General features: G+C 71.4%; 25 protein-coding genes and 1 pseudogene. 10 read left to right on the top strand and 16 right to left on the bottom strand.

All coding sequences use genetic code 11. The features are described from left to right. Positions 1-468: 468 nt before the first annotated feature. Both ACYP53_RS42840 and ACYP53_RS42835 read left to right on the top strand, forming a co-directional pair. Positions 469-990: a GNAT family N-acetyltransferase gene (locus ACYP53_RS42840; RefSeq protein WP_459651486.1), complete on the top strand. Its 522-nt coding sequence runs from the start codon at positions 469-471 to the stop codon at positions 988-990. Positions 991-1,024: 34 nt separating this feature from the next. Beyond that, positions 1,025-1,207: pseudogene (locus ACYP53_RS42835) on the top strand (DedA family protein); the annotation flags it as partial. A gap of 165 nt (positions 1,208-1,372) precedes the next feature. On the opposite strand, the gene ACYP53_RS42830 reads toward ACYP53_RS42835, so the two are convergent. The 4 genes from ACYP53_RS42830 to ACYP53_RS42815 all read right to left on the bottom strand — a co-directional run bounded on the left by ACYP53_RS42830 (position 1,373) and on the right by ACYP53_RS42815 (position 4,880). Beyond that, the gene (locus ACYP53_RS42830) at positions 1,373-2,710 is read right to left on the bottom strand and encodes a hypothetical protein (RefSeq protein WP_459651485.1); all 1,338 of its coding nucleotides are present in this window, start codon (positions 2,708-2,710) and stop codon (positions 1,373-1,375) included. 111 nt (positions 2,711-2,821) lie between these two features. Continuing rightward, positions 2,822-3,046 carry a hypothetical protein gene (locus tag ACYP53_RS42825; protein ID WP_459651484.1) on the bottom strand — a complete coding sequence of 75 codons (225 nt, stop codon included), beginning with the start codon at positions 3,044-3,046 and terminating at the stop codon, positions 2,822-2,824. Next, positions 3,043-3,462: a hypothetical protein gene (locus tag ACYP53_RS42820; protein WP_459651483.1), complete on the bottom strand. Its 420-nt coding sequence runs from the start codon at positions 3,460-3,462 to the stop codon at positions 3,043-3,045. Before ACYP53_RS42820 ends, ACYP53_RS42825 begins: the two co-directional genes overlap by 4 nt. A 155-nt stretch (positions 3,463-3,617) precedes the next feature. After that, entirely contained in the window at positions 3,618-4,880 is a 1,263-nt protein-coding gene (locus tag ACYP53_RS42815) for a hypothetical protein (RefSeq protein WP_459651482.1), read from the bottom strand. Between the two features lie 73 nt (positions 4,881-4,953). Here ACYP53_RS42815 and ACYP53_RS42810 point away from each other — a divergent pair, with 73 nt between their 5' ends. Both ACYP53_RS42810 and ACYP53_RS42805 read left to right on the top strand, forming a co-directional pair. Next, on the top strand, positions 4,954-6,390 hold the full coding sequence (locus ACYP53_RS42810; RefSeq protein WP_459651481.1) for a hypothetical protein: 1,437 nt from the start codon (positions 4,954-4,956) through the stop codon (positions 6,388-6,390). Positions 6,391-6,412: 22 nt separating this feature from the next. Then, entirely contained in the window at positions 6,413-7,396 is a 984-nt protein-coding gene (locus ACYP53_RS42805; protein WP_459651511.1) for an NAD(P)/FAD-dependent oxidoreductase, read from the top strand. Positions 7,397-7,493: 97 nt separating this feature from the next. On the opposite strand, the gene ACYP53_RS42800 is transcribed toward ACYP53_RS42805, so the two are convergent. The 3 genes from ACYP53_RS42800 to ACYP53_RS42790 all read right to left on the bottom strand — a co-directional run bounded on the left by ACYP53_RS42800 (position 7,494) and on the right by ACYP53_RS42790 (position 8,788). Then, positions 7,494-7,691, bottom strand: coding sequence for a hypothetical protein (locus ACYP53_RS42800; protein ID WP_459651480.1), 198 nt, complete (start codon positions 7,689-7,691; stop codon positions 7,494-7,496). Between the two features lie 117 nt (positions 7,692-7,808). Continuing rightward, complete coding sequence (locus ACYP53_RS42795; protein ID WP_459651479.1) at positions 7,809-8,237, bottom strand: RidA family protein; 429 nt, start codon at positions 8,235-8,237, stop codon at positions 7,809-7,811. 44 nt (positions 8,238-8,281) lie between these two features. After that, on the bottom strand, positions 8,282-8,788 hold the full coding sequence (locus tag ACYP53_RS42790) for a cupin domain-containing protein (RefSeq protein WP_459651478.1): 507 nt from the start codon (positions 8,786-8,788) through the stop codon (positions 8,282-8,284). Between the two features lie 85 nt (positions 8,789-8,873). Here ACYP53_RS42790 and ACYP53_RS42785 point away from each other — a divergent pair, with 85 nt between their 5' ends. The 3 genes from ACYP53_RS42785 to ACYP53_RS42775 all read left to right on the top strand — a co-directional run bounded on the left by ACYP53_RS42785 (position 8,874) and on the right by ACYP53_RS42775 (position 10,214). Beyond that, complete coding sequence (locus tag ACYP53_RS42785; protein WP_459651477.1) at positions 8,874-9,377, top strand: MarR family winged helix-turn-helix transcriptional regulator; 504 nt, start codon at positions 8,874-8,876, stop codon at positions 9,375-9,377. A gap of 237 nt (positions 9,378-9,614) precedes the next feature. After that, positions 9,615-9,863 (top strand): hypothetical protein, encoded by a 249-nt coding sequence (locus ACYP53_RS42780; protein WP_459651476.1) that lies wholly within the window; start codon positions 9,615-9,617, stop codon positions 9,861-9,863. An 84-nt stretch (positions 9,864-9,947) separates the two neighbouring features. Beyond that, positions 9,948-10,214 carry a hypothetical protein gene (locus tag ACYP53_RS42775; RefSeq protein WP_459651475.1) on the top strand — a complete coding sequence of 89 codons (267 nt, stop codon included), beginning with the start codon at positions 9,948-9,950 and terminating at the stop codon, positions 10,212-10,214. 199 nt (positions 10,215-10,413) lie between these two features. On the opposite strand, the gene ACYP53_RS42770 is transcribed toward ACYP53_RS42775, so the two are convergent. Beyond that, positions 10,414-10,731 (bottom strand): P-loop NTPase family protein, encoded by a 318-nt coding sequence (locus ACYP53_RS42770; RefSeq protein WP_459651474.1) that lies wholly within the window; start codon positions 10,729-10,731, stop codon positions 10,414-10,416. Positions 10,732-11,464: 733 nt separating this feature from the next. Here ACYP53_RS42770 and ACYP53_RS42765 point away from each other — a divergent pair. Beyond that, on the top strand, positions 11,465-11,932 hold the full coding sequence (locus tag ACYP53_RS42765) for a VOC family protein (RefSeq protein WP_459651473.1): 468 nt from the start codon (positions 11,465-11,467) through the stop codon (positions 11,930-11,932). 39 nt (positions 11,933-11,971) lie between these two features. Here ACYP53_RS42765 and ACYP53_RS42760 read toward each other — a convergent pair whose 3' ends face one another. From ACYP53_RS42760 to ACYP53_RS42735, 6 genes are all read right to left on the bottom strand, one after another. Continuing rightward, positions 11,972-12,730 (bottom strand): TIGR02466 family protein, encoded by a 759-nt coding sequence (locus tag ACYP53_RS42760; protein ID WP_459651472.1) that lies wholly within the window; start codon positions 12,728-12,730, stop codon positions 11,972-11,974. Positions 12,731-12,771: 41 nt separating this feature from the next. Next, complete coding sequence (locus ACYP53_RS42755; RefSeq protein WP_459651471.1) at positions 12,772-13,899, bottom strand: winged helix-turn-helix domain-containing protein; 1,128 nt, start codon at positions 13,897-13,899, stop codon at positions 12,772-12,774. Beyond that, on the bottom strand, positions 13,896-14,903 hold the full coding sequence (locus ACYP53_RS42750; protein ID WP_459651470.1) for a GNAT family N-acetyltransferase: 1,008 nt from the start codon (positions 14,901-14,903) through the stop codon (positions 13,896-13,898). Before ACYP53_RS42750 ends, ACYP53_RS42755 begins: the two co-directional genes overlap by 4 nt. Further along, the gene (locus ACYP53_RS42745) at positions 14,900-16,168 is read right to left on the bottom strand and encodes an MFS transporter (RefSeq protein WP_459651469.1); all 1,269 of its coding nucleotides are present in this window, start codon (positions 16,166-16,168) and stop codon (positions 14,900-14,902) included. The genes ACYP53_RS42750 and ACYP53_RS42745 overlap by 4 nt, the downstream gene beginning before the upstream one ends. Then, positions 16,158-16,838 (bottom strand): hypothetical protein, encoded by a 681-nt coding sequence (locus ACYP53_RS42740; protein ID WP_459651468.1) that lies wholly within the window; start codon positions 16,836-16,838, stop codon positions 16,158-16,160. Before ACYP53_RS42740 ends, ACYP53_RS42745 begins: the two co-directional genes overlap by 11 nt. 75 nt (positions 16,839-16,913) lie before the next feature. Then, complete coding sequence (locus ACYP53_RS42735) at positions 16,914-17,960, bottom strand: YVTN family beta-propeller repeat protein (protein ID WP_459651467.1); 1,047 nt, start codon at positions 17,958-17,960, stop codon at positions 16,914-16,916. An 895-nt stretch (positions 17,961-18,855) separates the two neighbouring features. On the opposite strand from ACYP53_RS42735, the gene ACYP53_RS42730 reads away from it, so the two are divergent. Next, positions 18,856-19,152, top strand: a complete 297-nt coding sequence (locus ACYP53_RS42730) for a hypothetical protein (RefSeq protein WP_459651466.1) — start codon at positions 18,856-18,858, stop codon at positions 19,150-19,152. 261 nt (positions 19,153-19,413) lie between these two features. Beyond that, a complete protein-coding gene (locus tag ACYP53_RS42725) occupies positions 19,414-19,590 on the top strand; it encodes a hypothetical protein (RefSeq protein WP_459651465.1) in 177 nt (58 codons plus the stop codon). Positions 19,591-19,628: 38 nt separating this feature from the next. On the opposite strand, the gene ACYP53_RS42720 is transcribed toward ACYP53_RS42725, so the two are convergent. Together ACYP53_RS42720 and ACYP53_RS42715 are read right to left on the bottom strand one after the other, a co-directional pair. After that, on the bottom strand, positions 19,629-20,543 hold the full coding sequence (locus ACYP53_RS42720) for a hypothetical protein (protein WP_459651464.1): 915 nt from the start codon (positions 20,541-20,543) through the stop codon (positions 19,629-19,631). A gap of 455 nt (positions 20,544-20,998) precedes the next feature. Beyond that, positions 20,999-21,760, bottom strand: a complete 762-nt coding sequence (locus ACYP53_RS42715) for a GntR family transcriptional regulator (RefSeq protein ID WP_459651463.1) — start codon at positions 21,758-21,760, stop codon at positions 20,999-21,001. Between the last annotated feature and the right edge of the window lie 69 nt (positions 21,761-21,829).

Below are 21,829 nucleotides of genomic sequence, written 5' to 3'. Positions count from 1 at the left end.
CCTCCGCTCTCGTCGCCTTCCCCGTCTGCGCGAGAACCCCTTCCCGCACCTGAGCATGCCGGTCCTGGCCCGCGTCCGGCTCCACGCCCGTAGCCGGTCGACGTGGCGGGCGTCGGCCCCTGGGCGTGAGGACCACAGCCACACCGGGCCCGGGTCCCGTCCGCCGGGCAGGCGCTCCACGGCCAGTCGGACCACGAGGCCGTGCAGGACGGGAAGTTCGGCGTTCTGGTCGGCGATCCAGGCCGAGCGACGGGTGAGCCGAGGGTGCAGGCGATCCTCTTCGTCCCGCGCGTCATCCGGTCCACCGGATTCGCACCCTTCGCGATCTCGGTCGCCCGCTGACCCCGACCGCTTCTCCGTCCCGTCGGCCCGGGGCGTCACCCCCTCCACCCGGCGTCGGCCGGCGCGTTGCGCCGTACGAGGTGGGCGTCAGGGAGCCTGGCGCTCCGGGTGGTTAGGGTGACCGGGGTGAGCGATGAAGCGGTCTCCTTGCGCCCGGTAGCCGAAGCCGACCTCCCCGCCCTCGGCCGGCTGATCAACGACCCGGAAGCGACCGGTGAGTTCCAGTGGCACGGCTGGCGGGATCCCGAGCGGCTCCGCCGCCGCTGGGAGGAGCACGGGTTGCTCGGCGACGACCAGTGGATCTTCGCGGTCGCCCTCGGCGACGAGTTCTGCGGCTTCGTCGCCGCCGACCGGATGGGCCTGCTGCCCACCATGCCGTACTGGAACATCGGGATCCAGCTGGCCCCGCACGCACGCGGGCGCGGGATCGGAACCCAGGCCCAACGCCTCCTGGTGGACTACCTGTTCGCCTGCACACCGGTGATGCGCGTGGAAGCGGACACCGAGACCGGCAACCTCGCCGAGCAGCGTGCCCTGGAGAAGATCGGCTTCACCCGTGAGGGCGTCCATCGCGCCGTGACCTTCCGCGCCGGCGAATGGCGCGACTCCGTCATGTACGGCCTCCTGCGCACCGACCCCAGGCCGTAGCGCGACATCCCGGCCCGCGCCCCGGACTTCGCCGCTGCGAACGCGGGTCGACACGGCGCGGGACCTGATCCGCCGGCGCGGGCCGGCCGCCGTCTTCGTCGGCCGCTTCGTCGCCTTCTTCCGCCCGCTGGTGCCCTCGCTGGCCGGGATGTCCCGGATGCCGTACCGCCGGTTCCTGTTCCACAACGCCCTCGGCGGGCTCGCCTGGGGCGTCGGCTTCACCCTGCTGGTCTGGTACCTGCGACGGCACCGCTCACGGCGCCACGATCCCTCGGACGACAGCGACAGCGCCGCCGACACCGGCACCGGCACCCCGCGCCGATCACGTGCGATCGAGGGCCCGTCCCGCCGGACGGGCCCTCGGTCGCACGGGCGCGGAGCGTCACGCGAAGCGGGAGCTGCGGACCGGGCCGGCGGAGCGGACGCGGTCGCGCGGGCCCGCGGCGGGCCAGCCGGCCGCGCGGGTGGCGAAGGCCGTGAGGGCGGCGTCCGGGTCGGGCGGGGTCCGGCCGTCGCCCTCCGGGACGGTCGGAGCGGCGGCCAGGACCGCCTCGGCGAGTTCCTCGGCCGAACGCCGGTCGGGCCCGGCCTCCTGCGGTTCGCCGTCCTCGCCGAACCGCAGGCCGGGCTCCCACGGGGCGTTCACGATCTGCCCCAGCAGGGTGGAGACGTCGGCCGTCACGGTGGGCGGGTCGGTCCAGCAGGTGGCGTGCTCGAAGAGCAGCTGGCCCTCGGCCCGCTCGTGCAGCTGCGCCACCACGTCGGGATCGCACGCGTTCAGGTCGTACGCGACCACCAGCACGTCCGGCGCCTGCGGCCGGTACGGTGCCGCCGGCAGGCCGAGCAGCCGCGCCGCCGCCAGTCCGAGCGCCCGGCTGCCCCGGTCGGGCAGCAGGCCGACCGAGGCGGGCTCGCGGTCGGTGGCGGCCAGCACGGCGCGCAGGCGCTCCAGGCCGTAACGGCAGTGCTCGAAGTCGTCCTGCAGGTAGGCCCAGCGGCCGGTCATACCCTGGTCGAACCCGTGCGGGGAGAGGGTGGTGAGCAGGCCGCCGGTGAGCACGTAGTGCCAGCCGCGCAGGTCCTGGCCGTCGGCCGGCGGCAGGGCCGCGGCCCGCTCCAGCATCCGCCCGACCCGCTGCGCCGGGCCGACCCAGACGCCCTCGGGGGCCGACAGCGCCTCGTACACCTCCCGGGCCAGGGAGATCCGGCCGGCCATCAGCGCGTTGTAGACCGTCAGGTACCGGTCCGGCCAGTCGCCGAGCCGGGCGTCGTGCTCCCGCAGCACGGCCAGCGCCTCGTCGTGCCGCTCGCAGCCCTCCAGCGCGGAGACCAGCTCCAGCAGCACCTTGCGCGGGCCGAGCGCCTGGGCGGCCTGCGGCTGGGGCTTGCGGCGGAACAGGCCGGTGCGCGCCGGGGCGGCGGGCGGGGCCTGGACCAGCCGCAGCGCCTCCCGCAGCGCGGGTACGGCCACCGCGTCGATGCCGCGCTCGACGCAGGCGTAGCCGTAGGCGTAGAGCCGGCCGGCCTCCCCGGGCCGGGCCGCCAGTGCTGTCGAAGCCTCCACCAAGTCCTCGAAACCGGCGCCTTCGGCCAGCTCGGCCACCAGCGGTGCGATGCCGGCGGGCGGGAGCCGGTCGGCCGCGGAGCGCAGCACCCGCATCGATCCCTGCGGGTCGCCGGACTCGAAGAGCTCCCAGGCTTCGGACAGTTCGGTGGTCATGTGTCTCCGGGGCCGGGGGGCAGGACCTGAGGATGATCCTCGACCGGCCGCCGTCCGGGCAACCCGGTTTCCACCGGCGGCCCGGGTGGGGGAGCCCGCCACCTGCCGCCGTTACAAGTCCCCTTCCCGTATGGGCGGTTCGGCGGGCCATTCCTCGCCGGTGGCGCCGTCGAGGCGCAGCAGCCCGCTGGCGTCCGCGCCGGCCAGGCGGGCCGTGCCGTCCGCCGCGGTAAAGACGGCCAGCGACCGCAGGCCCGTGCGGCCGGTGCCGCGCATCCGAGGCCCGGCCGCCTCCCCGGTCACCGCGTCGACCCGGTCCACGCGGCCGTCGCTCAACCCGAGCAGCAGGGGCCGCCGCCCGTCTTCGCCGCGGCAGGAAGCCGCCGCGGACACCCGCAGCTCCACGGCTTGCGCCGCTTGCCCCAGGTGTCGGGACAGGCCCGCTCGCCGGTCACCAGGTCGACCTGGACCGCCGTCCCGCGCAGCCCCCGGGACTCCTCCAGGGCCACCAGCACCGGCCGTTCACCGCCCACGTCGAGGTGCATCCGGCACAGCGGGCCGCCGGTGAATCCCGCGTCGAGCGCGAACTCCCTTACCAGGGAACCGTCTTCGGCGTCGTACGCCGCGAAGCCCCGGACCGGGGCGAAGACCGGCCGGATGACCGCCGGCCGGCCGCCGAGCTCGGCCCCGAGCAGCTGCCCGGCGCCGATCAACGGGTTGCGCCAGACCGTGAAAGGGGTCGCCCTGTGCATGACTTCCGAACCCCACTGTCCTCAAAGGGGGGCTGCCCGCAGGACGGCCCCGAAGCCGGCGCGACGCTACCAACCGGACCGACCGGCAACGGCCCTCGTCCCCGCCCCGGCGCCCGCCACACGTCGCGGCAGCCACCGCGCCCGTCCAGTGGCGGTCAGTCCTGGCCGGCGGCGAAGGGGCCCTCGTCGACGAAGCGGCGCAGGAGGCGGGCGAAGGCCCGGGCGTCGGCCTGCGGCCAGGAGGCGAGCGCCCCCTCCGGCGCGACGGGCCGCCGCCACCCCGCCGCCCGCGGCCATGCGTCCGTCCGGGTGCGAACACGCGTCGTTCGCGGGCCGTCCCGCCCCGGCACGACACAATCACCGATCGACGAGGAGGCCCCGGCACACCCCAGGAGGCGAACGGCGTGGAGCTCACGCGACGCGATGTCATGAGGAGGGCCGCCGCAGGCGGGCTCCTGCTCGGGTTCCCCGGGCTCACCGTCCAGTACGAGGCGGCGGCCGCGCCGTCCTCCAGACCCCTCCTCGAACCGGTCGCCGACGCCTGCGCCCGCCTCGCCGACCAGGGCTGGCGCACGCTCCTGCACGCCGTCACCCGGGGCGCGCTCGACCTCGGCGCCCGGGACCTGGCCGCCGAGCTCGACAAGCCCGTCGCCGAAATCGACCGCACCGTCCCGGGCTTCGGCGACTTCGCCCCGACGCTGCCCGCCCGCGGCATCGAACCCGGCAGCCCGGCGCGCAGCCTCCTCTACCACTCCTTCGCCTCGGCGGCCGTGCTCACCGACGGCCGGGACCGCACTCTCGGCGCGTTCCCGACCCTGGCCGAGATCGAGGCCGTCGAGAACTACGTCTACGGGGTCAGGCCCCCCGGCCTGGACCGGGTCCGCGAGCTCGCCGGGAGCAACCCGCTCGGCGTCGTCGTCTTCGCCCTGGACTACCGCGACGCCACCGGCTCCGTGCACGGCCGCCACGCCGACCTCTGCTTCTCCCGGACCGGCGTCGCCCGGATGGGAACCACCGAACCCCACTACGACGCCCGCAACCGCCAGTTCACCCCCTTCGACCGGAAGGATCCATTCGCCTTCCGGACGGTGCCGCAGCGCTTCGCCCCCTACCTCGCCATGCAGGTGACCGGCGCGGACCCCCGGCTCTTCGGCCCCCGTGACACCGTCGACGGCGACGACGCCCGCTCCTTCTGGGTGCCCCTGCACAAGCTCTTCCCCGGCCGCGAATGCCTCGACGGCCTGGACCTGACCCTCTCTCTCGACTCCCACCTCGTCAACGAGAAGCTCAAGCGGATGCACCTCTTCCTGCGGGAACAGGGCTACCCCACCGACTGGACCGGCAAGGACCTGGAGGCCTTCCCCTTCACCATCCGCGGCGAGCACATCGCCGCCCTGGCGCCCGAACAGCAGGCCCACGGTTCCGGCGTCCTCGCCCCGCAGCCGCACCCCTTCGCCAGCCGGGCCAGGTTCAAGGGCGAGTGGCTGAGCTTTGACGTCTCCGCCGACCTGGTCCAGGACCCGGGCGTCCTCATACTTCTCCTCCGTCCAGCTGATCCCCGGCGCCGTCGAGACCGAGCCGACCTACCAGGAGGGCGACGCACCCGACAACGACCGCCGCTCGCCCGAGTACGTCAACATCCGCCACCGCCTGCACGACGACGGCCGGCTGGAGGACCTCAACCTCGACCCCGACATGGAGACGATCATCCGCACGGGCGGCTACCGCGCCCAGCACTGGATCGACTTCGCCGGCGACGGCTTCGTCTCCGTCGCGTGCCCGCAACTCGCCCCCGAGATCACCACCTTCAAGCCCGCCTTCTGCAGCGTCGCACCACCCGACTTCTTCCCGCACGTCAACCAGCACGACCTCGCCGCCTGGTGGCGCACCGCCGTCCCCCAGGAGACCCGCGCCGCGCTGTGGGCCGTGTCACCGCGCCCCCTGTCGGAGTTCCGCTTCGCCGGCGACATCACCCTCCCCAAGGGGTTCGACATCTACGACGACACCGTCACCGCGGTCGTCGGCCCTCCCACCCCCGGCGACCCGGTGGACCGGCCCCTGCCCGACGACGCGCGCGGCCGGTACACGGGCCTGCCGGACGCCGCCGCGGGAGTGACCGACCCGGGCTGGGAGGTCAGCCAGGGCCTGGTCTACAACGAGCCGGGCGCGCCCCTCCAGCGCTACATGCAGGCGTACAGCCTCGGAACCCCCTTCCTGGAGGACGCCAAACTCTGCGCGGCACTGGGCAGTTACTGGCCGTCCGTAGCGCCGGACGCCACCCGCACCTTCAGCCCGCTCAAGGCCGCACCCGGCTTCCCGTACCCGTGGCCGACGATCGTCCCGCTGACCGACACCGAGATCGGCATGACGGACGCCCCGGGGCGCGGCCGGATGCCGTGGGACGGCGTCCGCGGCCCGGAGACCAGGACGGTGGACGGCCGCAAGGCGGCCGTCCACCAGGACATCGACCGCGCGGACTACATCACCACCCAGGAGCGGATGACCGCCCACCTCACCGCCCGCGTCGACCTCGCCGAGACCAAGGCACGCGTGCTGGCCATGTCGGCGGTGTACTGGAGCCTGGGCATCCACGACCCGGACTTCGCCCGGTTCGGCGACCGCGCGGTCATCGAGATCCTCAAGGCCAAATCGGCCTGGGCCGTGCTGTCCTTTACCACGGCCGGAGCCGACGACGAGGAACTCGTACGGGCCCAGAACGCCACCGGCGGGCGGCTCACCGGCCCGCGCCGCTACCGCTTCCGCGTCTACCGGCCCGGGACGCAGAGCCCGGACCCCGGCGACATCCAGAAGGTCCTGGTGGAGATCACCGAGGACGTGACGGCCTACACCGACGGCCGGACCGTCCTGCTGTCCAGGGACGGAGGGCCGTGGACGCGCGACACCTCGATCCCGACGCCGACGTCCTGATCGCCGGAGCCGGACCGGCGGGCTGCGCGGCCGCGATCGTCTGCGCGGCCGCCGGGCTGCGCACGGTCCTCGCCGAACGCGCCCCCGGCCCGGTGGCCCGCCCCGGCGAGGCCCTCCACCCCGGAGCCGAGACCTCCTGGCCCGCCTGCTGCCGGAGGGCTTCACGGACGCCGTCCGCGCCCGGCACGACGGCATCACCGTCGGCTGGGGCGACCAGCCGCGCTTCCAGCCGTTCGGACGGGACGCGGACGGGCCCTGGTACGGCTACCAGGTGGACCGCCGGCGGCTGGACGCCCTGCTCCTGGAGCGGGCCCGGCGCGCGGGCGCCGACGTCCGCCTCGGCTGCCGGGTGCTGGAACCGGTACTGCGGGACGGAGCGGTGACCGGGGTCCGGCTGCGCGGCGCCGCCACGGCGCTGCGCACCCGTACCGTGATCGACGCGACCGGCCGGGCCCGCTGGCTCAGCCGCGCCCTGGGCCTGACCGCCCCGCCCCGCTCGCCGAGACTGCTGGTCCGGTACGGGTACGCGGCCGGGAGCTGCCCGCGGCGCGACGCCGCGCCCGCCATCGTCGCGGACGGCACCGGCTGGACCTGGACCGCGCGGGTGGCGCCCGGACGGTACCAGTGGATGCGCCTGGACTTCGTCCCCCGGCAGGCGCGCCCGCCGTACGCCGGGTCGCCGCAGGAGTTCGCGGGCCTGCGGCCGCACGGGCGGGCCGGGGCGGCGGACGTCAGCTGGAGGCTGTGCCCCGGGCCGGCCGGCCCGGGCTGGTTCGTGGTGGGCGACGCCGGGGTCCTGCTGGACCCGGCGTCCTCGCACGGTGTGCTGCGGGCCCTGCTGTCCGGCTGGACGGCGGGCTCGCTGACCGCGGCGCTCGCGGCCCGGGCCCTGGACGCGGACCGGGCGGCGGCGCTGTACGGCAGCTGGCTGCACGAGGGCGCCGAACGGGACATGGCCCATCTAGCCTCCCGCTACGCCGAGTTGGGGGCCCGCGGCTTCGGCTGAGGGCGGCGAAGCCGCCCGGGCGGGCGTGGCGCATCAGCGCGTGCCCTCAGTTCGGTCGGAGCGGCGGGCGGGGGCACGCGCTGCGGGTGATCCGGGCTCAGGTGGTGCAGGCGGGACCGGCGGCGGGCAGAGCGAGGGCGGTCAGGCAGCGGTTCATGACGTCCCGCACGCACGGGGAGAACAGGAATGTGCTGTAGTCGTCGCCCTCACGGCCGACCACGACGCTGCCGGGCAGCTGGGCCGCCATGGCCGCGCCCGCGTCGAACGGGACGGGGGACGGGTGGGCGGACGGCACGACGGCCGCGCGAGCGGACGCTCGTCACTCCGGAAGTCCGGCGTCTGCCGGCGTTCTGGGGCGGGAACGTCGCCGCGTCCACCGCGAGGCCTACGCCGCCCGCATCGACCACGGGCGTCAACCGGTTTGACTCGCTGCCCCCGCCGTCGGCCGGACGGCGACCGCATCGATCTCGAAGAGCATCCCCGGCAGGGCGAGCGAGGCGACCCCGCTGAGCGTCTGCGCGGGCAGCCGGTCGCCCCAGGCCCCGGCCAGGGCCTTGCCGAGGACGGCCAGCTTCTCCGGGTCGTGGTCGACGATGTACGAGCCGAGGCGGACCACGTGCTCGAAGCCGAGGCCGACCCCGGCGAGCGCGGTGCGCAGGTTGGCGAGGGCGAGCTTCGCCTGGGCGGCGAAGTCGCCGGGTACGACCTGACCGCTGGCGTCGGAGGCGTACTGGCCGCCGATGAACACCGGTTCGCCGGGCGCGGAGGCGGCGTGGCTGTAGCCGAACGGCGTCGGGTCGTGCAGGCCGGGCGGGTTGGTGATGGTGCGGGTGTCGGTCACGGGGTTCCTCCCCTGGTGTCGGGCCGGGCTCGGTGCCGGGCGGTCTACGGCTCGGACCGGGTGGCTTCCTCCCGGGCGTCGCGCCAACTCGGCGACTCCAGGAAGTGGTTGTCGAAGAGGTCCTGCTTGGCGAGCAGTTCCTCGACCGTGGCCTCGCCCGCGCGGATCCGCTCCAGCAGGCGGAAGTAGTCGAAGCGCTCCACCCCGGGGGTGATCACGATCAGCAGGTCCGCCCCGGAGTCCGGCGCCGCCGCGAAGGCATGCGGCAGATGGGGCGGCACCACCACGAGGTCGCCGCTCCGGGCGGTGACCACCTCGTTCCCGACCAGCACCTGGGCCGAGCCGTCGACGACGAAGAACAGCTCCGAGGAGCCCCCGTGGTAGTGCGGAGTGGCGCCGTCCTTGCCGCGCCCCAGCGTGACGCGCAGGGTGCTCAGGGCGCCGCCGGTGGCGCTGGAGTCCGCCAGCAGCCGCCCCTTGCCGCCGGGCATTCCGACGGTCTCGGCTTCGTCGCCCCGCACCACCACGGCTTCCGGTCCGATCAGCGTCATTGGCCTCTCCCCACAGTGAGCGCTCCGGTAGTTCCCTAGATGATAGTACTACATCTAACTATCTCCCATCGAATAACATGCCCCCATGGATCACGTGGACGTCATGCTCGACCAGTGGAGCCGGGAGCGCCCGGACCTCGACCTGGCGGCGGTCGGCACCGTTGGCCGCCTCGGCCGCTTCGCGCTGCTCGCGGGCCGGGTCGTCGAAGAGGTGTTCAAGCAACACGGCCTCCAGCGCGGCGAGTTCGACGTTCTCGCCACCCTGCGCCGCTCCGGCGCGCCGTACGAACTGATGCCCTCCGAACTCGCCGCGCTGCTGCTGATGTCGCGGGCCGGCATGACCAGCCGGATCGACCGGCTGGAATCGGCGGGCCTGGTGGAACGCCGCACCGACCCGGCGGACCGGCGCAGCGTCCGCATCGCCCTCACCGCAGCCGGACGCGCCCTCGTGGACGCCGCCTTCACCGACCACGCGGCCAACGAGACCGCGCTGCTCTCCGCCCTCTCGGGCAAGGAACGGGCCACCCTGGACGGGCTCCTGCGCAAACTGCTCGCCGACGTCGAGGGCGCGCAGAGCCCGGCGCCCTGACGGCCCCGCCCGAGGTCCAGTCACCCGCGACCGCTCCGGAACGCCGTCGGCCGCCGTACGCGGGGAACGCGTACGGCGGCCGACACCCGGAGGCTGGGGAGGCCAAGCAGCCGGCGGCAGTGGAGTCGTCGGTCGAGTGGCTGAAAGGCATGACCTCAATGGCAAATATGTGAACCTGGGAAACTAGCCTCCGACGTGAACGGGCGGCTGATGGGAGTGGACGTAAACATTGAGGAGATGCTGGACCAACTCGGTGCGGTGATCGGGCCGCCACCTGAGAGCGGCGTGGTCCCGGTCCCGTGGGAGCACGCGCCGGGGGAGCTCGGCTTCCAGCTGCCAGCGGACTACCGGGCGTTCGCCGATCGGTTCGGGATGGTCAGCATCAGCGACGAACTACACATCTACACGCCATCGGCAGCGCCCAGTCCCCAGGTCGCGGAGCCGGTTGGCTTCGAGGGGTTCCTGTTCAACACGACGGAGCCCTAGGGATACTGTGCCTGGCTGGCCGAGGCCTACCGGGACGGGGACTTCAAGGAGTGCCCGTATCCGCTGTTCCCGGCTGAGGGTGGGTTGCTGAAGTGGGGCAACAACTACAACTCGGACCATTTCTTCTGGCTGATGCGGGGCCCAGACCCGGACCGCTGGCCGGTCGCTGCCAAGTTCCACTCGATGCGGGAGTGGGACCTATTCGAGGGCGGCTTCCTGGAGTTCCTGCTGGCCGCGGTGACGCAGCAGTACTCGTACCATGATGATGTCATCCCGGACGGGCTGAAGCAGGCTGGTGACGGCCGTGCTTATCGTTTCAAGGGTGACTGGTCCAACCAGGTTCGGCAGTGAGCCCACGAACATGGTCAACGGCCAGGTTGTGGCGCTGCTGGGGGCCTCGGACGGCTGAGAGCGCGGCGGATGCCGCGTCGGCGCAGGTGCTCGCGGATGGCGGGAAGGCGTTCGGAGAGGTCTTTGAGGAAGTCCGCGGGCTCGGCGCCGCCTGTGGTATGGGGGTTGAGGCGGTGGATCTCGTCCACCAGGACCAGGCTCACCCCAGGCTGGTGTACATGCTGCAGACGGTCGCGGTGAGCAGGGCCTGGGTCATGCGCGGGCCGACTGGCAGTCCGACGAAGCGTGCGAACTCGGCGGCCGGGCTCTTGGCGCTCGCTCCGGGTGGCACCAGAATGTACGCGACCTGCGCCCGCCCGGGGATGGAAGTGCGGGACAGGGACCGCTGGTGCAACTCGTAGGTGCGCCCGACTTCCTGGAGGGCGGTGCTCTTGCCGGTAGTGGGTGGCCCGGTGACGATCAGTCCGGGACGGGCGGTGCCGTCCTGGTGGCACCCGAGCAGTGTGAGGGTGCGCAAACTGGTGGTGATCTTGTCGAGGGCCGGGGTGCGTACGACGACGAACCGGGAGTGGTCGGCCAGCCGCTGGGCAGCGCTGCGCCGGGGCCCCTCGGGAGAGGGCGGTGTGGGTCGTTGCGGTCGACGAAGCGCCGCCGCTCCTCCCAGGTGGTGGGCGTTGCGGTGCCGGCCTGTGCCGCGGGCTGACGGTTGGTCGGGGTCACCCACTGCTGCGCCTCCTCGGCGGCGTTGAACAGCCCGAAGCCGGCGTCCCCCGCATCCGAGTCGTCCAGGTCGTCCGGGGCGTCACCGCCGGAGTGCGGGAACGTCGCCGCGTCCACCGCGAGGCCTACGCCGCCCGCATCGACCACGGGCGTCGACCGGCTTGACTGGTCACTCGCGAGCGGGGGCGCCCGCACTGGATCCGCGCCGCTGTCCCCGTCCTTGGGGAGGAGACACGGAACGGGTGCCAGTTCCGTTGGAAGGCCTGGGTGTGGATGCAACCGCGGACTCGACCAGTGGAGAAAAGGGGCGTTGCAGGACATCTACAATGCCCGCAAACGCGCGCACGGCGGGGCCCGCCGAGCTGAGCGGCCTCGAGCGGGTTCGGGAGCCACGGACGGGCCGAGGCCATGACCGACGATGAGGACGATGTGCTGACGCTTCACGATTCCCCAGCCACGTGTCGGACCTGCTCAAGGGTCACCGAACCAGTCGGGAGCCGTCGATGTGATGCCATGCCGGTGGGGGCATCATGCGAACCGGGCTGGCCGGCCGGGACGTTCTCAATGGTGTCGGCGGCGTGACCAGGTCCATCAGCGGAATGCTGCACCACGTCGAGATCTGGGTTCCTGACCTTGACCGTGCCACCGCCTCTTTCGGGTGGCTGTTGAAGGCCCTCGGATACACGTTGTTCCAGAGCTGGAGCAACGGGCGCAGTTGGCGCCTCGGGTCGACGTACCTCGTCTTCGAACAGTCGAAGGCTCTCACCGCCGACCGTCATGACCGTTGCCGGCCGGGGCTGAACCACCTGGCGTTCCACATCGACGGACAGGACACGGTGGAGGCGCTGGTCTCGGAAGCTCTCCAGCACGGCTGGTGCCTGATGTTTCCCGACCGTCACCCGCACGCCAGTGGCGAGCACGTCTACGCCGCCTATCTGGAGAACGACGACGGTTTCGAGGTCGAGCTCGTCGCGATCGGCGCGTCGGAGGCGGACTGATCGCGACGAAGGCGGGTTGAGTCCCCCGGGGGGCGTGGCTCAAGCGGAGCCGGCCGTACTGTCGCCGCTACGGGTGGGCTGCGGGCCGGCCGCTGGGATGATGTTGTAGCTGAGGTTCCAGGACATGGAGATGCGGACGGAGTCGTCGTGGAACTCGGGTACGGCGTGCTTGAGCCAGCCGGGGAACAGCACCAGTTCCCCGGGCGCGCAGCGCAGGCGGAAGTTGCGGCCCTCGCCGGCGAAGGTGATGCCGGGGTCGAAGTAGTCGATGTTCGCGCGGGGGTCGATGAGGTCCAGATCGCACGTGCCGGGTGCTTCGACGTAGTAGATCGCCGCTATCGCGGTGTTGGGGTGGAAGTGGGCTTCGTGGTGGTCGCCCTTGCGGTAGATGCTGGCCCAGCTTCGTCCGGGTACGATCGATGCTCTCCTGGCCGTCGTGCTGCGGGTGCCGTTGAAGGTCTCCTGGTCGTTCGCCACCGCGTCGGCGAAGGCCTCGTCGAGGCTCTTGCCCACCGAGGTCTCCACGAAGCGCCGGGCCGCTTGGAGGACCCAGGTCGTCAGGCTGTCGATCAGGGGCTCGCCCCAGGCGGTCATGTCCGCAGAGGTCTCGGCCTTGTACGTGAACTTGTTGTCGGTCCCGCTGAGCCTTCCGAGGAGCAGTTCGGCCAGCGGCTCGTTGAGCGCTGCGGCGAGTGGGTGGGGGACACGAGCGACCGGCGTGGCGAAGGTGTGCAGCAGCTTGCCTCGCGTTCCTTCTCCGGGCTGGGTGGCTTCGTCGTCCTGGAGCGGCGTGGCCATGCGTCCTCCTTGCGGTCGTCGGGTTCGTGGCGCTGGGCCGGTCACGGCAGTGCGGGGATTCCGGTCACGGTTGTGGCTCCGGCGAAGCGCAGCAGGTCCTGCAGTGCCTGGTCGAGCGCGGGGCGGTGGACGTCCTGCTGGTCCTCCCGGGAGAAGGCCAGAACCTGGAGTTCGCCTTTGGCCACCTTCATGTCGGCTCGTGCGACGAGGCGGTCCGCGTGCAGGAGCGGCATGGCGTAGTAGCCGTACTGTCGCTTGGAGGCTGGTTTGTACGCTTCGAGGATGTGGTCGAATCCGAAGAGGCGGCGGACGCGGGGGCGGTGCCAGATCAGGTTGTCGAAGGGCCCGATGAAGCGGGCGTCGGCGATCGTGGGGTGGTCCAGATGCTCCGATGCCGCAGGGTGGATCCATGCCTGGTCGGCCCAGCCTGTGACACGGGCGGGTTGCAGCGGGGTGTCTTCGATGACTGACAGGACCCGGTCTTTGCTGATCCGCAGATAGTCGGCCAGGTCGTCCGTTGTGGAGATGCCCATCGCCCGGCCGGCCTTGGTGAGAAGTTGGGTCAGTGCGGTGTGGTCATCGGGTTCCTGCTTCAGCAGGTGGGCGGGGATGGTGCGCTCGGGGAGGTCGAAGACGCGGTGCCAGCGACGTCGTGTTACACAGACCAGTTGTCCGGTCCAGAGGAGGTATTCGACGGCGGTCTTGGTGGGTCCCCAGCTCCACCCTTGGCTGGGACTTTCCTCGCCCCGCAGTTCACGCATAGTCAGGGGCCCGCGGTCGGCGATGGTGCCGATCAGGCGTGCCTGGACCTGTGTGTCGGGCCGCCAGTCGAGGTCTCGGGTCCGGGTGTGGTGCCTGCGGAAGTTCCACAGCGGCCAGTCGGCGATGGGGACCAGGGAAGCGGCGTGCGCCATGTACTCGAAGGCCACCGGGAGTTGTCCGTCACCCCAGAGCGTGTCGTCGACCTGCTTGGCGTCGAGGCCGGGAAGGCGGGTGCCCAGCGTGAGCTGGTGGGCCCGGGCGACTGAGTTGATGGAGTCGAGTTGGATGATGCCCAGATGGTCCAGCACCTCCTCGGCGGTGTGGTGTTGACGGCCGAGGGCTGATGCGTGGATGGCGAGACGCCGCGCTTCCGGCTGGGTCAGTTCGGTCAGGTTGCGGCTGGTCACAGTGCTCCTGGGTGGTCGGCTGGGGCGAGTTCCCACGTGCTCCAGGCCGGATTGAACCCCGCACGTCGCCAGAAGCCTTCGGGGCCGTCGGGCCCGAGCAGGTGGTGGGTGTAGGTGTTGGTGGCGCCGGTGCGGGTCAGGTGGTGGTTGGTGTGCTCGACCAGGTGCAGGCCCAGGCCCAGGCCCTGGTGCGAGGCTTTGACGGCGATCCAGTCAATGCAGCCAGTGGGGCCAAGCGGTGCGCGGGCGACCGCGTAGTCGTCCGGGGTGGTCTCGCGGCGGGCCTCGATGGCCCCGAGCACGGTGCCAGCCGCGTCTTCGGCGACCCAGACCCGGGATTGGTCTGCGGTGAGCCCGGCCTCGCAGGTTGAGATCCGGCTCCGGACCGCTTCGACCGCGGCGGCGTCGAAGCGGACGAACGGTGACGCCTTGGCCAGGGTGGTGAGGGATTCCGCGAAGAGGGTGGCGACGGCAGCGGCGTCATCTCGCTCCGCCGCACGAATCGTGCAGTCGGGCTGGCTCGGCGGCCGGGTGGGCGCTGGTCCGCTGCGGACCGACAGCGCGCTGTCGGCGCGGAACCCGCCGCTCGCCAGCGCCCCGTGCCAGTGTGGTTCACCGACGGGCATGCTCAGGGTGATGCGGTGTTCACCGTGGATGGCCCTGAGCCTTTCAGCAAGCCGGGTGATCACGCCGGCAGCTGCGCCGGGGCTGTGCCCGGGACGAGCGACGAGCATGGGTACGCAGATCGCTGTGGGGCCGGCCGCGGCGGCGATTTCAGGGTCGTCGTTGCGCTCGAGGTAGTGCAGCGCAACGGCGGCCGGCTCGTCGCCGTCGGCCAGGATGAGAAGGCGCTCGTAGTACCCGGCGGAATCCTTCCAGCGGTATCCCCCTGACGGGAGCGACGCTGCGGCTGCCGTGTCGACAAGCCGGGCTGCGGCTGCCCGCGCTTCGGACGTGCCGAGTGGGTGATCGTCGAGACGGATCCAGTGCACCTCGCGGGTCATACTGCTGCCTCCTCCGCAGGTTGCCGTGCTTCGGTTGTGCGAGGAACACGCCAGAGCCTCAGAAGGGCGAGGCACAGCAGTGCAACGGCGCCGAGCACGATCAGCGCCCACCGCCACTGTTCGCGGGCGACCAGGTAGCCGATGGCGATGGCGCTGGCTCCGTTTGCCAAGTCCGTGCTGGAGCCGACCCAGGCGTTGGCCTCGTACCGGGTGCGCTGGGAGATGACGTCGTCGACCAGGAGGTAGGCGCTGCTGAAGATCGGCGTGACGAACAAGCCAGCGAGCAACAGCAGCACGCCGAGCACCCAGGGCGTGGTCGCGAAAGGCAGCAGGCAGCAGGGGAGGGCGAATCCGGTGACGAGGCTTCGGTACTTCTGCCACAGACCGGTTTCCCACCGCAGAGCCCCGTAGGCGATGCCGCCGACGACCCCGCCGACACTGATGAGCGAGATGATGGGCCCGGACCAGCCGAGCATGTCCAGGTGGCGGGTGTACGCGGGGATGAACACCCCGAGCCCGCCGAACATCAAGCCCATCACCAACAAGGGTGCCACCAGTGGAATCATCGGCGGCTCGCTCAGGGGGCCCAGCCAGCGCCGGACCCGTTGGGCCAGCCGGGCCGACCCCTCGGCATCGACGGGTGGTGCTTCCTTCTGCGACTTGTGTCCAAGCTGGTACTTCGACGCCGCGGCCAGGTACAGCAGGAGACTCGCGGTTCCGGCGAGCACCGAGGCACGATACGCGCCCTGTCCCCCGTGGAAGAGGGCGAAGCCGAGACCGGCTGCAGCCGGTCCCACCACGAAACCGAGTTCCTCGATGATGGAGTTGGCCGAGTGGACGACCTTGAGCTGCTCCGGCCCGTCCACCGCCTGCCTCCAGGACACGCGCAGCGCCGATCCCAGCGGAGGCGACGTCATCCCGGCCGCGATGATCAGGGCCAACGTCGTGAACCACGGCCAGTTCCCCGCGATGGCCAGGACGATCAGGCCCTGGAAGGTTAGGGAGAGGGCACCCATCACCAGCAGGACCGCTCGCTGCCCGAACATGTCCAGGGCCCGGGCCCGGAACGGGCCGAGCCCGGCGAGGAGCAGGGTGTAGACCCCGTCGATCAGGCCGCCGACTCCGAAGCCGTACACGCTGGCGAGCGCCACCAGGAGCGCCAGCGGAACCGCGCCGCGTGTGATGGTGCTGATGAAGGAAACGGTCAGGAGGTGGGCGACCCTCGGCTTGGTGAGGACCGCCAGGCCGGTCCGGTCAATGACCACGAGAGTCGGTGCTCCGTTCGGTCCGGGCCTGGAGCGAGTCCTGGTGGAGGAGGATCAGGCGCGCGATGGGGTCGCCCCGCCGGATGGGGGCACCGGCGCGGATGCCGGCCGCCAGGCTGAATCCGCCGCGACCGGCCATCTTGTTGACGACTTGGGCCGGGAGTACCCCAAGGGGGATGTCCAGCGCACCACAGCCAGCTCCGGTGACCAGCAGGAAGTACCGCTCCGGGATCTGGATGCCCCAGCCGAGGCGCCATTCGACCGTGCCGGAGCCGTTCGGGACGAACATCCCCTCCCAACCTTGGTCGCCCCGGAAATCGAATTCCCGCATCCACGAGGCATTGCGGGTCGAGATCCACGCCTCGTCGCGTCGCCAGAGCTCGCCCGCGCTGAGCTTGCGCGCCGCGGCGGCGACTTCCTCATCGTCCGGGACGGTGAACTCCCTGTCCTCGAGCGGCTCGGGGGCGAAGGAGATCGGAGAGCGGACGAGCCAGCCCAGTTCCTGCCCCATGACCCAGGGAGGGCAGTCGGCGGGAAGCCGGCTGATCCGCTTGTAGCGGAAGCTCCTGTCGTACAGGTCGCGTTCTTCCCTGGCGGCCTTGCGGTCGATCTTCGACTGCTCGGGGACGACAGCCCACTCGTATAACGCTGTGAAGGTGACGGGCACCACGATGTTGCTCTGCTCCTCCTGAATGCGGGTGTGCCCGCCCGCTTGGGCGGGCGGGCACACCGGGCGGACGCCGCGTCAGACCTGGGTGTAGTCCAGGCGCTTGGCGCGCTCGTCCTCGGGGATCGTGTCGAGGTCGAACATGACCACGCTGCACGGTCCGAACCCTACGACGACCTCCTCGTAGGAGAAGGAGCCCTCCTGGCGGTCCAGCGGCGCGGAACTGAGGTCCACCTTGGTCAGGGCGTTCGCCCCGAAGTCCGGGCCGCCCTCCATGACGACGTCGGTGGTGCGCTTGAAGTTGGTGACGTAGAGGGTGTTGTCCTCCTTGTCCAGGGTGAGCCCGCGAGGGCCGGCACCGACCGGCAGGTGACGCTTGACCTCCAGCGTCTCCACGTCGATGACGTAGACCCGGGACTGCGTCTCGACGGTCACCAGCGCGAACTTGCCGTCGGCGCTGAAGGTGATCGCGCGACCTCCGATGGCCCCGAGGTCGACGTTGTGGACCTCGTTCGTGGCCACGTCCACCACGGTCACGTACGTCGCCTGGGTGTTGGCGACGAATACGCGGCTGCCGTCGGGCGTGATGTTCAGGCTGTACGGGTGAGCGGCCTGGTCGATCTCGATCCGCGCCACCTCGGCTACGCCCGCCGCGTCACCGGTCGCGAGTGAGGCGAGGTCGAGCTTGCTGATGTACCCGTCACCCCACACGCACACGTAGGCCCACAGGCCGTCGGCCGAGATCCCCATGTGCCGCGGGTCTCGGCCCACGGCGACCTGGCGGAGTTCGACGTTCAGCCCGAGGTCCACGACGGACACCGTGTCGGAGCCGGAGTTGCTGACCAGCATGTACTTCTCGTTCGGAACGATGCCCAGGCCCCGGGGGCCGTGACCCACCTCGATCCGGCGGACCTCGACCAGGGAGACGGCGTCGATCTCCGACAGCGTGTTCTGGCTGGTGTTGCACACGAAGCCACGCCCCGACTTCGTGAACTTCACTCCACCCCGCGGTGCGTTACCCACGCGGATCTGCTTGATCAGGCGGTGTTCGTTGGAACCGGTCTTGGCGACGACGGAGACCACACCGTCATCGGTGTCGGTCGAGAACAGCTGGATATTGCGCAACGCATCCACCTTTCCATGAAGCACGGATAGACGTGAGCGAGCAGAAGGCGCATGGATTCTGGACAGCCCGTTGTTGCGAAGGGCCCAACCCCGAAGCTCCCTCCTGCAACTCGCTTGCCGGGGAGCACGCGAACCAAGCCTCACCGAGGCGACCCAACAGTGTCAATGCCACGACAAGTTCCTTACGAAGCATCCCACTTTGAGATCCTATGCGCCTACAGATGTCTCGTTCTGTTATCGATGGTGACAGGTAGTGATCGCTGCGGTATGTCGGTGGCATGCGGTATGCGCGGGGTGGGGCCCAGACGTGATGCGTGCTCGGATCTCGGGCGGGGGGCCGGGTGAACGTCGAAGGGGGCGACCATCCATGATCACGTTGATACCGCACAGCAAGATCGAGTAGGCCGCGCCCGCCGCATGCCATCCTGCCCGGCCCGGCCCACCTCCCGTCAACTCGCCAAGTAACTCAACCTTGTCGGCGAGGAGTTGTGCTTGCCCGACTGCCTCCCTCGCTGCTCTAGGCCGTCCGGTCGGTGCCCGACCCGCGCACTCCGCACCCAGTCACGCACTCCTTGTCGATGCTGCCCAGCCTGGTCGCCTGCGCCCTGCTGTGAGGGGTCCGATCGGTGCGCGGCGTGATCCGCTGGGCCCACGGCCAGGGCGCTGGCGTCCTTGCCGCCCTCGAGGTCCCCGACGGCGACCCCGGCCAGCTGCCGGTGGCCACCACCTTTGCCCGCACGCTCGTCCGCGTCGACGCCGATGCGCCCGACGCCGCCGTCGGCACCTTCGTCCAGGCCCACACGGCCGACCCACTCGCGGGCATCGCCGGCGATCCGCCCGTGCTGCGGCTGGCCGTCGAGGCAGGGCGGTCCGCGGCGCCCGCGACGAACAGGGCTTGCAGTTGCACCTGCTCGGCGCCCTGCATACCGTCGCCGGCCACGCCCACTACTGCACCGACGCGGCGCCTTCGGCCTCTTTCCGGTCAAGGAGAAACCGCTCCGCCCTCTTTGTCCAGCTCGACGCGCTCGACTGGGACGAGCACGCCAACCCGCACATCACCGTGGTCCGCGCCGAGGAGACCAACAGCGGCCGCCACGAGATCCGCATTGTCCGCGTCCAGCCTCTGGCTCCGGGACAAGTGAACTTCCCGCACGCCACGCCGAACGCGCCAGCGCCGTACAGGACGCACTGAGCCGGGTGCACGCCCGCTGCGGCGGCCAGGATCCCAGCGCCGAGCCAAGTGAGCATGCCGATCAGCAGCACCAGAGCCGCCCTGGTCGACAGCAGCGCACGCTGCACCTTGAACCTCCTCGATCCGTGGCGGCCTTCGCCGACCATGACCTGCCCGCCAGTCGGGCCGGTCTGACGGTGCGTCATCGCATTGAGCCTCCAGGCACCGTTGCGCGGCTGTTGCCGGGGCGGTAACACCGGATGGCAACAGCGCCCCAAGGTCGTGTGGGAGGCGCTCGGTCACCTGGACCAGGCGGTGGAGGGCAGGCAGCGCCGCCGCCAGGCCGACCCGCACTTCCCGCATCTGCGGGATGTCGAGGTCGGGGCGGGCCGGACCGCCTACACACTGCCGGCCTGGCGCGGCCGTGTCGACCGGGTCAGCGGCTGGAGCTTCGGCTGACCCGGCTGAATCGTGGCGCGGCCGTGGGCTGCTTGGGATCAGCCGATCGCTGCGTCCAGCTCGGCGGCATTCCGGGTTGGCGCTGGCAGGGGCTGCCGGTCATCGGGGCCGGTCAGCTCGATGGCGGCTTCGTGGAGTTTCAGCAGGCTGACGTCGGACCAGCCGGTGCGTGCGGTGTGGGTGGCGCCGGGGATCCGGACGGCGCTGTTGACGAGCAGGTCTCCCATCTCCGTGCAGGTGGGTCCGTTGCGCCATTGCAGGCAGCGGCTGGTGTTGCTGCGGCGCGGGGGGATCAGCTCCGCGGTGTGGGGGTAGTGGCTCCACCAGAGGATGCCCCGGACCATCAGTGCGCTGCGCAGGGGCGTGCACGGGGTCACGGTCCAGTGAGGGGCGGTGGCTTCTTCGGCGGGCGTGACACTGGCCTTGTGCCAGAACGCGAGGTTGTCCGGCTTTTCGTCGGCGCCGGTCTCCCACCGCAGGCGCGAGCGCATCGAGCGGGCCGTTCCGGGTGAGTAGTCGCGCAGCTCCAGGCGGCCTTCGGTCGGCAGGTGCAGCAGGTGCACTGAGCGGCCGGTGACGCGTTCGATCCGCAGCCCGGGGATGCCGAAGTGCACGTACGAGCCGTCGGCGAAAGTCCGGGTGCGGGGAAGCAGGTAGTTCGCGACGCGGGGTGCCACGCTCGTCTGGATCACCAGTGTCCGGGGCTTCGGGACGATCCAGGAGATGTAGAGGGCGAGGTCGGGGAAGGACCTGCCGCCGCCGTGGTCCCAGGGGTGGTCGTGGCCGCGGCTGAAGAGCAGGTCCCACAGCAGGGCCTGGAACGACGCCTGGCCCTGGTGTCCGGTGTCGAGTTCGATCCGGCCGTCCACCGCGACTGCCCGGAGGACGTCCTGGGGGACGAAGAGCAGGTCGTGGTACTGCTTCAGGCGCGCACGGTCGTTGACATGCGGCATCGATGGTCCTCGCTGGCGACAGCCCGGACTGCGCCGCGAAGTCGGACGTTCAAGTCGTCTGGGGGCACAGCGAACCGACGGGGAGGTTGGGCATCCCACCCTGCGGCTCCCAGGCACATTTCGTCCGGGCGAACGGCCAGCCGTGGACCACCTCCGGGCCCAGCACAACAGTAGGGCGCCACCCATGGTGCCGAGCGGCCGCCACGCCGTCCCCGCCCTCAGCTGTTGTGCTCGGCGGGGAACGCGCCCCGGCGGGGTGGGCCGGACCGCGGTGGCTCACAGCGGCAGGTGGCGGAGCATCACGGCGTAGCGGGGGGGAGTCGGGGAAGGGCTGTCGCGGGCCGATCTGCCGGTATCCCCAGGATTCGTAGAGGGCCTGGACTTTGGGGTGGTCGGGGTCGAGGAGGAGGGCGGCGGGGTGTCCGGCGCGGTGGTCTTTGGTCCGCGGTGGTCGCCTACTGGGCCGGGGCGGCGGAGGGGTCGCGGGTGATGGTGTAGCCGAACTCGAAGGCGTCGCCGGACATGCGGGTGTCGTTGACTTCCAGCACGGTGCCGGCGGGGCTTGTGGTGGTGCGCACGGCGCGCAGCAGCGGTACGCCCTTGGGCAGGGCCAAGCGCTCGGCTTCCTTGGGGGAGGGCATCCGGGCGCCGAGACCTTCGTGCCAGTCGAGGGGGCCGTGGCCCATCTGCTCGAGCAGGTCGTAGATGCCGCCGGGGCCGGTGTCGCGTTCCGCCAGGCGGGTGCCGCGGGCGAGCGGGGCGGGCAGGTAGCTGGTGGCGAGCTGTTTGGGTGCGCGGGTGTCGGGGTCGCCCATGACGCGGTCGCGGATGAGGACCTCCTCGCCGGCCCGGACGCCGAGGACGGGCGCGAGGTCGCGTGGGGCGGGCCCCCAGTCGATGGTGGGCGGTTCCAGTGCCACCCACGGCTGGGCCGCGGGGTCGAAGTAGTAGCCGCGCTCGTCGCGGTAGACGGTCCTGGTGCGCAGCAGGCGCAGCCGGGCGGGGGCGGGCCGCACGACGGTGCCGCGTCGGCGGACCGGCTCGACCAGGCCCTCGTGCTCCAGTTCGGAGACGGCCTCGCGGGCGGTCTGCTTGGCGATGCGGTAGCGCTGGGCGATCTCCTCCAGCTTCGGCAGTGCGGTGCCTTCGGGGTAGTCCCCGCGCTCGATCGCGGCGCGCAGGTCGGCGGCGACCCGCCGGTAGGCAGGGACGTTCAATTGGGCCTCCTTGTTCACTCGCGGCAACGGCAGAACCAGATAGGACTAGGACTATTGACGGTCTGTCGG

The organism is Kitasatospora sp. Ki12 (genome assembly GCF_054601375.1).
This window is presented reverse-complemented; position numbering and strand designations above follow the sequence as displayed.

Coding starts and splice junctions, on each gene's coding strand:
- ACYP53_RS42765 (WP_459651473.1), top strand. CDS start 11,465: ATGCGAACCGGGCTGGCCGGCCGGGACGTTCTCAATGGTGTCGGCGGC.
- ACYP53_RS42785 (WP_459651477.1), top strand. CDS start 8,874: ATGGATCACGTGGACGTCATGCTCGACCAGTGGAGCCGGGAGCGCCCG.
- ACYP53_RS42790 (WP_459651478.1), bottom strand. CDS start 8,788: ATGACGCTGATCGGACCGGAAGCCGTGGTGGTGCGGGGCGACGAAGCC.
- ACYP53_RS42820 (WP_459651483.1), bottom strand. CDS start 3,462: ATGCACAGGGCGACCCCTTTCACGGTCTGGCGCAACCCGTTGATCGGC.
- ACYP53_RS42720 (WP_459651464.1), bottom strand. CDS start 20,543: ATGCCGCATGTCAACGACCGTGCGCGCCTGAAGCAGTACCACGACCTG.
- ACYP53_RS42780 (WP_459651476.1), top strand. CDS start 9,615: ATGCTGGACCAACTCGGTGCGGTGATCGGGCCGCCACCTGAGAGCGGC.
- ACYP53_RS42750 (WP_459651470.1), bottom strand. CDS start 14,903: ATGACCCGCGAGGTGCACTGGATCCGTCTCGACGATCACCCACTCGGC.
- ACYP53_RS42830 (WP_459651485.1), bottom strand. CDS start 2,710: ATGACCACCGAACTGTCCGAAGCCTGGGAGCTCTTCGAGTCCGGCGAC.
- ACYP53_RS42760 (WP_459651472.1), bottom strand. CDS start 12,730: ATGGCCACGCCGCTCCAGGACGACGAAGCCACCCAGCCCGGAGAAGGA.